The 10,149-nt window shown below is 34.9% G+C and carries 12 protein-coding genes; all 12 read left to right on the top strand.

The genetic code is table 11. From position 1 onward, the window contains the following. Positions 1 to 524: hypothetical protein (locus DW005_RS05075; protein ID WP_207658727.1), on the top strand; the 524-nt coding region annotated here is incomplete at its 5' end. A 169-nt stretch (positions 525 to 693) separates the two neighbouring features. Beyond that, positions 694 to 1,503 (top strand): GNAT family N-acetyltransferase, encoded by an 810-nt coding sequence (locus tag DW005_RS05065; RefSeq protein WP_022375765.1) that lies wholly within the window; start codon positions 694 to 696, stop codon positions 1,501 to 1,503. Between the two features lie 309 nt (positions 1,504 to 1,812). Further along, a complete protein-coding gene (locus DW005_RS05060; RefSeq protein ID WP_117478424.1) occupies positions 1,813 to 3,081 on the top strand; it encodes a hypothetical protein in 1,269 nt (422 codons plus the stop codon). Further along, positions 3,078 to 4,256, top strand: coding sequence for an HNH/ENDO VII family nuclease (locus DW005_RS05055; RefSeq protein ID WP_117478423.1), 1,179 nt, complete (start codon positions 3,078 to 3,080; stop codon positions 4,254 to 4,256). Before DW005_RS05060 ends, DW005_RS05055 begins: the two co-directional genes overlap by 4 nt. Next, positions 4,253 to 4,648 (top strand): SMI1/KNR4 family protein, encoded by a 396-nt coding sequence (locus DW005_RS05050; RefSeq protein ID WP_117478422.1) that lies wholly within the window; start codon positions 4,253 to 4,255, stop codon positions 4,646 to 4,648. Before DW005_RS05055 ends, DW005_RS05050 begins: the two co-directional genes overlap by 4 nt. A 197-nt stretch (positions 4,649 to 4,845) precedes the next feature. Then, positions 4,846 to 5,661 (top strand): helix-turn-helix transcriptional regulator, encoded by an 816-nt coding sequence (locus DW005_RS05045; RefSeq protein WP_022375764.1) that lies wholly within the window; start codon positions 4,846 to 4,848, stop codon positions 5,659 to 5,661. Between the two features lie 110 nt (positions 5,662 to 5,771). After that, on the top strand, positions 5,772 to 6,041 hold the full coding sequence (locus tag DW005_RS05040) for a hypothetical protein (protein ID WP_022375763.1): 270 nt from the start codon (positions 5,772 to 5,774) through the stop codon (positions 6,039 to 6,041). A gap of 88 nt (positions 6,042 to 6,129) precedes the next feature. Then, the gene (locus tag DW005_RS05035) at positions 6,130 to 7,758 is read left to right on the top strand and encodes a protein kinase (protein ID WP_117478421.1); all 1,629 of its coding nucleotides are present in this window, start codon (positions 6,130 to 6,132) and stop codon (positions 7,756 to 7,758) included. Continuing rightward, complete coding sequence (locus DW005_RS05030) at positions 7,736 to 8,209, top strand: hypothetical protein (RefSeq protein ID WP_117478420.1); 474 nt, start codon at positions 7,736 to 7,738, stop codon at positions 8,207 to 8,209. The genes DW005_RS05035 and DW005_RS05030 overlap by 23 nt, the downstream gene beginning before the upstream one ends. Before the next feature lie 155 nt (positions 8,210 to 8,364). Beyond that, entirely contained in the window at positions 8,365 to 8,721 is a 357-nt protein-coding gene (locus tag DW005_RS05025) for a helix-turn-helix transcriptional regulator (RefSeq protein WP_117478419.1), read from the top strand. Continuing rightward, positions 8,718 to 9,275: a hypothetical protein gene (locus DW005_RS05020; RefSeq protein WP_117478418.1), complete on the top strand. Its 558-nt coding sequence runs from the start codon at positions 8,718 to 8,720 to the stop codon at positions 9,273 to 9,275. The genes DW005_RS05025 and DW005_RS05020 overlap by 4 nt, the downstream gene beginning before the upstream one ends. 16 nt (positions 9,276 to 9,291) lie before the next feature. Then, positions 9,292 to 10,149, top strand: coding sequence for a DUF6591 domain-containing protein (locus DW005_RS05015; RefSeq protein WP_117478417.1), 858 nt, complete (start codon positions 9,292 to 9,294; stop codon positions 10,147 to 10,149).

Here is a 10,149-nt window from a genome sequence, read left to right as displayed (position 1 = left end):
AGGTGACTTCAAAGGAGGCTCAGAGTAAAGATTTTCAAAGTGAAAATTCCGGGAAAAATGTTGAAGAAACAGAGGAATATTCTGGTTCTGACAATCCCATTGATAAATACTTCACCCCTAAACTAAAGTCTTGGGATATTTCAGAGGTGGAACTTAGAGAAAATCGAGAAGCATATAAAAAAGCATGGAAGGCTGAATACAAAAATGTAATGAAGTCCCTAAAAAAGAAGTGTGTTTATGCTGAGGACAAAAGAAATATTAATTCGTTAGAGAAAAATATTGAACAGCAAATTAAGGTGGAAAAGAAAGTTCTGAAAACAGAATTGACGGAAGCCTATGAAACAAATCCGGATTCGAGTAAGGTCAAAAATGATTTTTCAAGGATTTCTTTACTGGGGCATGGAACGAGGGAACGTTTGAGTCAGAGTGAAGGGGAGATATATCGGGATGTGTGTATAAGAATTTTGAATTTATATACAGGAAAATATAAATTCAAATTTTGCGCTCCTAAAAATGAAAACTAAATTGGCTAAAATTGGATATGTCGCAAATAGTTTCAATACCGTACTTGGCGATTTTATAAGTGCAGGGAGGCTTTATGAATATATTGGTGGAATGTGTAATCCAAGAAAACTTATTAAATATTCCAGAGCATTTAACTTGGAAAAGAAATAGTTATAAAGGAGTAGAGATATGGGCGAAAAATTATTATTGAATAAGGCTGCCAAGATAGCGGTTGAAGATATCGTGCAAAAGGTAATGGATATTTTTGAGGCAGAAGACGGAAGAGTGTTTGAGGAAAAGAAAAAGGAAGTAATAGAATATCTAAAAAATCAAGAGGACACTTTACTGGCAGAAAGGGTGCTTTCGGCTGCCATTAATGATGAAAAAGGCCGATGTTGGAAAGAAAAATTTTGGCAGGCGGGAGAAACATTGCAGAGTAATGGTCATGTTATATTACGAAAGGTAAAAGAAACGGATAGAGAAATGTTTCTTGAACTGCAAAGGGAGACTTCTATGATGAGGTCTATGCTTAAAGAGGAAGGCTACCGGTTAATGCTGTGGGACGAGCATATACAGGATAAAGCATTAATGGCTACAATAGAGGTTGATGACGAATATGCCGGGTATTGTGGGATTAATAATCTTTCAAAGGAGTATTGGGAAATTGCAATAGAATTGCGTGAGAAATGGAGGAGACAAGGTATTGGATATAATGCATTAAAGATTTTTTTGTCGGAAATGAAATCGCGGGTACAAAAGAGAGAATTTAGAGTTAAAATAGATTCTGATAACTATGCAAGCCAAGGTTTGTTTGAAAAATTAGGTGCGGTACCATATGGTATAGCAGAATTTATGTTGCACAAAGAGGAAGATATAAGGAAGTGTGAAGAAGAAAATTTGCAGGAAATAGATGATAAGTTAATGGAAGTAGCTGAGAAATTTGGCGTAGAACCAAGAAAACTATTAAGCCATGTGCTGGAATATAGATTGGAATGGTAATGGTTAATTGATAGGGAATTAGAAAAGGTATGTAAATATTTGAAATGATTTCCTTTTTTGAAAACTATTGTATATAAGCAATAGTGAAAGCACTCTCCTATAGGTTTTTGTCAAGCCAATTTTAATTCTAACACAGAATTTATTCGAGGGCATTCATTATACCTATTTAATTTTCTGAAAGGCTCATTTTGTAATTAGAAAAGATATCGTTTCAAAAATGACAGATGATTGGTTATAAATTAATGTTGAATTGCAAAGAAGAACTTTTTATAATAAAAAAAGAATAAATGTAAAACAGAGGGGACGCTTATGAAAAAAATAAGAAAAAGAATTTGCAAATATGTAGTTATGTTATTATGTTTTGGGATAATTGTATTAGTTTCAGCAAATGTAAGAGCCAAGGAAAAAGAACCAGTATCAACAGCAAGAATGTATTTAGGAGCTGCAGTAAATGCAGGAAATGGCGATGGTTATTCTGAAAAAAATGAAATAGACATAGATGATCCTCATTATAATTGGAAATTGGGTGAATTTTATGTAGGCGGATTTACTAGAGTAATTGACGAAAAGTCCGGAAGTCCAATTTTTTTAAAGAATGTTGGGGATAAAGTAAAATTATCATTTATATTGAATCAGGATATTGATAAACTTAATGGAAATGATGAGTTAAGTATTGAACAAGATGAGAATGGATATGACGAGCACTTTGGAATTCCTAAAACAGATTTTGGTAAAGGCATGTTGGTAATTCGTCATACGAATTACCAGAATAAGACGGAAGAGCCAGTGTTACATAAGAATTATTTGGAAAGTGTGAAAGTAAAAGCAGATACGGAAGTAGAGTTATGTGAAGAGGGAGACTATGAAGTTGCGTTGGATTATGAAATAGATGTAGATAATGGAATTCAATTTTGGAAACAAGGAACGTATGATTATCGCATATATTTTAAATTTTCTGTACGGAATGGTAATTGTATGGTTTATCCGTTTGATACAGTGAATAAGAATGAGTTGACTAACACATCTGTAACAGAAAATGGATTTTATCTTGATCTTGCGAAGTCGAAATATTTGGATATTAATGTAAAAAAGGAAGTATTAAAAGAGGGAGCGGAAGGTCTTGTTGAAGATACAAGATTTAATATGCCTGCATCGGATGGAGAATCGTATACAGATGAAGGTGTATATACAATTACGGCAAAAAATCGTTATACTAATCAAACAACTACGAAAATCATATATGTTGGTACAAATGATTTGTTAAAAGCACATGTTACAACTAATCTTTCATTAAAGGAGATAAAAAAGCAGATGGCGCAGGGAGCTAAAATTAATGCGGATGGTTCAATAAATTATGAGTCGGCGGATATAGCCGGAATGAGTATGGCAAGTGAAACAGAAGAAGTAACATTTTTGAGTAGACTGTTAAAAATTGTAAGGATGCCAAGAGTGTGGATTGTAATTGGAAGTGTGTTTATTTTGATATTGGCATTGTGTTTCATAAAAAAGGAGAAGAATTCAAGAAAAGAAAATGATACCAAGGAAAATGTAGCTGAAAGCGAGGCGAATGAGAAATGAAAAGATTTGTTGCCCTAATATTGTGCTTTTCACTTTTATGCGTAGGTTGTGCAAAGGTTGGAGAGAAAAGGAAAAATATTTCTGTAGAGCAAACAACCGTTCCAAGCGTAGAGTTTCGTGATATAAGCAATCCGAAATTGTTAGATTATGTGGAAGAGAATGTATATGCTTCGCTGCTTAATCAAATTGATAATAGGAAATATTTTGTTGAAAACGTTGAAGCTGTTTATATTTCACAAGAGTATATAGATGAATTGGCGTATAATTCTCAAGAAAATATCTATTTTGGATATACATTATCAGAACTAGCAAACCAGTTTCAGGGGAAAAAATTTGTATTTTCTGTGGATGATGGGAAAACAGTAGTAAATGAATTTCAGGAATATGATGATACTTATGATCAAATTATTAAGAATGTGGCAGTTGGAACAGGCGTCATATTGATCTGTGTGACTGTATCTGCTGTATCAGGGGGAGTTGGCGCGGCGGCTGTGAGTTCTGTTTTTGCAGTAGCGGCTAAGTCGGGAACCGTATGTGCGTTGTCATCTGGTGTGATAGGCGGTGCAGCTTCTGGAACAATAGCATATATGGAAACTGGTGACGTTAATGAGTCGTTAAAATCGGCTGCTTTAGAGGGAAGTAAGGAATTTAAGTGGGGAGCGATTATTGGCTCTATCTCTGGTGCGGCTTCACAGACATCAAAACTAAAAGGATGTACTAGAAATGGATTGTCAATGAGTGATGCCGCAAAAATCCAAAAGGATTCCAAGTTTTCTCCAGATACAATTAAGCAATTTAAATCAATGAAAGAGTATGAAGTTTATAAAAAGGCTGGATTGTATGAAAGGACATTGGACGGGAAGAAAATACTGCCACGTGATATTGATTTACAATTTAAGAGTAAACTAGCGGATGGTACAGAAGTTAATAATCTTAAGAGAATGTTAAATGGTTTGGCACCATTGGAGCCAAGCACAGGTGCACCATATGAGCTTCATCATATCAATCAAAAGGCAGAAGGGACACTTGCTATATTAACTAAGGATGAGCATCGGTGTAATAGCGGTATTTTACATACAGCAGGAAAAGAGTCAGAAATTATTAGAAAAGAATTTGCTAAATATCGTAAACAATTTTGGAAAGCATATGGAAAAATGTTACAAGGTAAGGGGTGATTAGGATTAATAAAATAAGTGAAATATCAGATTGCATTTATGGTAATGGTGTAGCGATTGAAGCTATCAAACGAGCCGAAAAAGAGCTAAAATTGGAGTTTTCAAATTGTTATAGGGAATACCTACAAAAGTATGGTTCTGCAATTATTGAAGGGCATGAATTAACCGGATTAGGAATTGTAGAACACACAAATGTAATAAAGGTGACAAAAGAGAACAAGAAAAACTGCATATTTGTGCGGGAAGATATGTATGTGCTAGAAGATACTAATATTGATGGAATAGTTATTTGGCAAGCAAGTGATGGGGAAGTGTTTCAAAGTGTAAATGGTTCTGATTTTATGAAAATAGCAAATGGTTTACAAGAGTATATAGATATCATTTGCGAGTGATGCTGAGAGAGTAGAATTAATTATTAGAAGCTGAAGAAGTTTCGTTTTGCATTATTTAGTTCTTTTTTAGTGGGAAAAATATTATTCCAAAGAATTTATAGGTTACGGGTTGACAGGCTCTGTCAACTAAAATTATGATATCGATATAACATAAGTGCACATAATGTTATATTAAAATATTTGGAGGAAAAAAGAAAATGAATGGATTAAGATATATAAGAAAACAGTGTAATTTTTCTTTGAGTCAGTTGGCTGAGAGGTTGGAAGTTTCGAGACAAATAATAAGTGCTTGGGAAAATGGGAAAAAGGAAATTCCAGAAATGAGAAAGAAGCAATTGGCAGATTTTTTTGGTATTGACAAGTGTTTCTTTGATGAAATATCGGAGGAGCAGAAAAGAATTTTGTTAGACAAGGCAATGTTTAGATATATCGAAGATGGTGAGGAAACTTATCGTTATAAGCCTGATAAGAATACGAAAAAGTTGGTTGCATATTTTCCACCAGAACATGAAATGAGTTTGAGCGAGGAACTTATTGAGTTGCAAAGGAAGCAAAAACAATTACTGGATCGTATAAACCATATGATTTCAGGTCCTAAACAAGTAAGTCTTAGAGACCAAATGTGTTTTATTACGAGGGGAGTAGAAGTTTTTAGCATGATAGCAGATGCTATGGATGGATGTTTTTCAAAAGAAATACAATATAAAATGCCATATTATTTTGGAATACTGGAGGTTTTGCGAGCAATGAATATTGTGATAAATTTGTCAGATGATGAGCACAGGGATAATGTATCAGATGACGAAAATTTTAATGAATTAGTATCGGTCATAAAACGGGTATTTGAGAATATGATGGATAAGACAAGCATACCGGTGAACAATTCAGAAAAGAATAATGGTAATAATAAAGAGGTATTAACGATGCAGGAGAAAATACATATGGCAGAGGAAAGTTATAGTAAATTTGAGAAACCAAAGGATATGAAGATGTATTCCGTATATTTAGATTAAAATGCAAAATCCAGTGTGAGTGGGATGATTATTGGACAGCTGGGGATGTATTATATACTCAAAGAGAACCTTTAAACCTTATAATTCTGAATTTTGTAGGAGGTAGAGAGATGAGAGATTGGATGGATTTTGATGGCGACGGTGAGGTGGATAGCTGTGAGAGGATGTTTGCTGAAGAAATGCTTTGCACGAGTAAAGAAGAGCATGAGGCATTATTTGGAGATGCTGGAGATTTCGATGATGATATGGAAGATGATTTTGAAATTGATGCCATGGCAGCAGGCCTTGATGTTGATGAGTTAGAACTTATGGATCCGGATGAGAGGGCAGAGGCGTTAGAAGAAGCCGGCTTAGATCCGGATGACTATGATTTTTACTAGGGCTAAAAAGACATGTTGATTAATATGAGTTGTTATCCGCCCTCTAAACTGGTATGATAAATTTATCAATAGGAGGACCGTGATTATCATGAGAATACTTATGTTAGGGAACAGTTTTACCTCGGCTAACAACCTCCCCCAATTAATTGCAAAAAGAACCGGTGCGGAGGTTGTAGCACATACAAGAGGTGGTGCAAGGTTAAAGGAACATTTGAATCCTAATACAAAAATGGGAGCAAAAACATTAGCGGCATTGGAAGAAGAACCGTGGGATTTTGTTATTTTGCAGGAAATGAGCAACGGACCGATTACCGCGAAAGAAAGATTTCGCGACAGTGCAGGAGATTTGTGTGATTTGATATGGTCGATAGGTGCAAAACCGGTTTTTTATGCGACGTGGGCTTATCAGAAGGGATGCGGTAAACTTGTAAAACTTGGGCTTTCATATGATGAAATGTATGAGCAGATGCATGAAAGTTATTATGAAGCTGCAAAAGAAAACAACGCACTTATTGCGGATGTAGGGACAGCATTTTATGAAAATTCAAGTGATACACCTATTTACGCAGATGATGGCTGCCATCCGAGTGTTATGGGAAGTGAAATTGCGGCTGATGTTATTTCAGAAATCATCAGAAATAACTATAGGCAATTGGCAGCAAATGATGGAGATGAATTTTGTCCGCGATGTGATGCCAATTTAACATTGCAAAAAGGTTATCGCAACGATTTGCCCTACTGGGTCTGCAAAGGGTGTGGAGAAATGCTGATAAATCCGCGTGTGGAAGCAGACGATGATGTGGCGTGGATTTGCGACCAATGTGAATCTCTGCTGAATGAACAGGATGGTTTTAAAGAAAACTGTGATAGTTGGAAATGCACAGAGTGTGGCTTTGTAAACCGAATTGATAAGAGTATGATTTATTTGTCCGAGGCTGAATATCAGATATCGCTTTCGAATCCTTATAAGGGAATGACAGATGAAGACGTAATTGAACTTATGAGTTATGAAGAAATCCGCAATTTGGATGAAAGAGAGAATGTTGTACTCGTAAAAATGGATGGGAAAAACTATGTAAAGAAAATTCTCAGTACATATAATGAAAGTGTGTATCGGTATCTTGCGTGTCATCCAATTGCCCATATGCCACAGATTTTTAAGGTTTATCGGGGTGACAGGTATTTAGTGGTTGTTGAGGAATACATCGAAGGAAGTTCATTATCGGAATACCTGAAAGAAGGAACTTTTGAGCCATTTGAGGCGGCGCGTATTGTAAGGGATTTATGTTGTATTTTAAATGAATTGCATACACTGGAGTGCCCAATCATTCATCGGGACATCAAACCATTAAATGTTATGCTCACCAAATCGGGAGAAGTGGTGTTACTTGATATGAATGTAGCAAAATGGTATGATTCGGAGGAAAAAGAAGATACAAGACTGCTTGGCACTAAGGACTATGCGGCACCGGAGCAGGCCGGATATGGGATGAAAGCGTCCTCAGATAAAACCGATATTTATGCAGTTGGGATTCTTTTAAATGTAATGCTTACCGGAAAACTTCCAAAAGAGAAACCGGCACAAGGAAAAATGTGGGATATTATAGAACGGTGTATATCTTTGGATGCGGATACCCGGTATAGTGCAGACGAATTAATTGAACGATTGGACAACTATTTAGGGGAGAATACGAATGCAGGAAAAAAGGACAGATGAACTGGATGAACTTTTGGAAACAATGAAGCCGGAGCAATTGGGCGATTATTACAAAGACAACAAAAAATATATGGCAGATGACAAGAAAACATTTTCTTATTATATGAAAGATGTTTTGGCGAATAAGAATTTAATGTGTACGAATCGAAAAATATGTCTGAAGGATATTTATTCAATTGCCGGCGTCTCTGAATCTTACGGCGAGAAAATTCTAAATATGGAAAAGCATACGAAAAACCGCGATTTGATTCTTCGATTTTGCATAGCGGGACATTTTTTGCTGGATGAAGTGAACCGGGCACTTAAATTATATGGAATGAATCCATTGTATGCGAAGGATAAGAGAGATGCCTGTTTCATTGTCGCAATTAATAATAGGAAATATGAATTGTTTGAAATTGATGATATGCTTGAGAGGCAGGGGCTAAAAAAAATATCAAAAGAAGAATAAGCAAAATCCTCACCGTTTTGGTGGGGATTTTCTTGATTATTTTGTGATAGGATAATCTCACAGATATCTGAAAAGTTACGCAGAGTAATCAAAAAGTAATTTGAAATGCAATTGCAAAATTTATATAGTTATATTATGAAAGGGGGCGTAGTTTTATGGGGGTCAAAATTAGCCTCGGAAAGTTTATTTCGACGAGGCGAAAACAAAAGTTTATGACGCAGGAAGAACTGGCAAATAAGATGCATGTGTCCAAATCTGCAATTGCAAAATGGGAAACGGATGGTGGAGTCCCAGATCGGGATAATTTGTATCGACTGGCTGAAATCATAGGTGTTTCTGTGGATGCCATGCATCATATAATGGCTGGAAATGCCAGCTTTGAGGAGGAGGAAATTGCTCCGCCCAATATTACGCAGGATGTAATTCAATTGCTGGAAGCATATGGATATGAAGTGGTTCGACCGGAAGAGAAAAGGAACATTGTAGTGAAGATTAAGGAGGAAGAAAGATGACAGAAACAGATGGAAAAAAGAAAATAATTGTGGTTTCATTTTTGGCTATGTTGATTGGCTCAATAATGTTAATAATAACTTTGTTTGTGCCTTTTGCATCTGCTACAGATGATCATAGGGAGTATTTAGAAAAGTACGCAAATACGGTGAGTATTGAGGGATTGGATATAACAAATGAACAATTGCTTGATGTATCATTGTTTAAATTTGCAAGGATATATTCTGCATTAAGTGGAATGGAAATTTCAAGAGACATAAGTATTTCTTGTATTGCGATGATTTCAGTATTTGCTTTTTTTGTGCTATTAACATTGCTTTTTTCTATATTAAGGAAAGCAATACCTGTAATTATTTTTGATTTACTTACATTCGTTGTGTTTAGAATTATACAATGGGATTTTGAAGACAGAGGTGTGATTTCAAACAGTAAATATGATGGTGGAATAGCACTGTACATAGGGTATATTGGTGTGGTTATTGTTATGGCTGGAGCTGTGACTCTTTTAGTAATGAAGATTAAAAATAAAAAACAACGAAAAGTGTTAGAACAGTAAAATGGAGGAAATTTCAATGAAAAAATTATTATCAATGGTAGTTATTTTTTGCATGGTATTTATTTTGGGGGCTTGTGGAAGCAAGGAAGCTGGAAGTGAGGCAAACGGTAATACGGAAGATGAAAAAGCTAAAATCAAAATTGAAGAGTTGAATTATCAGGTTAATGTTGAAGTTGATAATGGTGAACGCTATGTGATGATGAAATTAACCAATAATTCTAAATATGTAATTACAAATTTTGAATTGACATATAAAGTAAAAAAAGATGTCACGAATGAGCAGAAAAACAAATTTTATGATGAAATACAAAAGAACTTTAAATTTAATGAAGAGGATGTTAATGAGTTAAAACAAAAAGAAATTTCTATGCATGCCGAAACAAACAGATTGATTGATGCTGGTCAAACAGTTGATAAAATTAATTGTTATTATTTTGGTGGCAGCTATTATTTAAAGGATATAAATCATTTGAAACTTTGTGAGCCAGATATCGCTACTATAAAATATATTGATGATGGCAAGATTCATACGATGTATTATGACTATGCTAATGACAGTTATTCTTATGATGATGAAATAATACCTTCAAATCAGTGGACCAAAAGGGCAATTGGGCAAAAAATACCAAAACTTGATTCTAAATGCATTATTGCTGATACAGATGAAGATGATGAGTTCAAGTTTGAAGCATATGGATTCACAATCGATGAATTTAATGAATATGTAGATAAATGTAAAAAATTAGGATATATTGTTGATGAACTTTCTTTTGATAATTCTTATTCTGCAGATAATACGGATGGATATAACGTGGATCTTGATTTTGAAGAAAAAGATTGTGCAATAAGAGTAACAATACAAAGTCCAGAGTGA

This window comes from Clostridium sp. AF36-4 (genome assembly GCF_003435975.1).
In the GTDB taxonomy this organism is placed as follows: Bacteria; Bacillota; Clostridia; order Lachnospirales; family Lachnospiraceae; genus Eubacterium_F.
This window is presented reverse-complemented; position numbering and strand designations above follow the sequence as displayed.

What these genes read in the sequence shown, in the direction of transcription:
- DW005_RS05065 (WP_022375765.1), top strand. Translation starts at nt 694, where the DNA reads ATGGGCGAAAAATTATTATTGAATAAGGCTGCCAAGATAGCGGTTGAA.
- DW005_RS05060 (WP_117478424.1), top strand. Translation starts at nt 1,813, where the DNA reads ATGAAAAAAATAAGAAAAAGAATTTGCAAATATGTAGTTATGTTATTA.
- DW005_RS05055 (WP_117478423.1), top strand. Translation starts at nt 3,078, where the DNA reads ATGAAAAGATTTGTTGCCCTAATATTGTGCTTTTCACTTTTATGCGTA.
- DW005_RS05045 (WP_022375764.1), top strand. Translation starts at nt 4,846, where the DNA reads ATGAATGGATTAAGATATATAAGAAAACAGTGTAATTTTTCTTTGAGT.
- DW005_RS05040 (WP_022375763.1), top strand. Translation starts at nt 5,772, where the DNA reads ATGAGAGATTGGATGGATTTTGATGGCGACGGTGAGGTGGATAGCTGT.
- DW005_RS05035 (WP_117478421.1), top strand. Translation starts at nt 6,130, where the DNA reads ATGAGAATACTTATGTTAGGGAACAGTTTTACCTCGGCTAACAACCTC.
- DW005_RS05030 (WP_117478420.1), top strand. Translation starts at nt 7,736, where the DNA reads ATGCAGGAAAAAAGGACAGATGAACTGGATGAACTTTTGGAAACAATG.
- DW005_RS05025 (WP_117478419.1), top strand. Translation starts at nt 8,365, where the DNA reads ATGGGGGTCAAAATTAGCCTCGGAAAGTTTATTTCGACGAGGCGAAAA.
- DW005_RS05020 (WP_117478418.1), top strand. Translation starts at nt 8,718, where the DNA reads ATGACAGAAACAGATGGAAAAAAGAAAATAATTGTGGTTTCATTTTTG.
- DW005_RS05015 (WP_117478417.1), top strand. Translation starts at nt 9,292, where the DNA reads ATGAAAAAATTATTATCAATGGTAGTTATTTTTTGCATGGTATTTATT.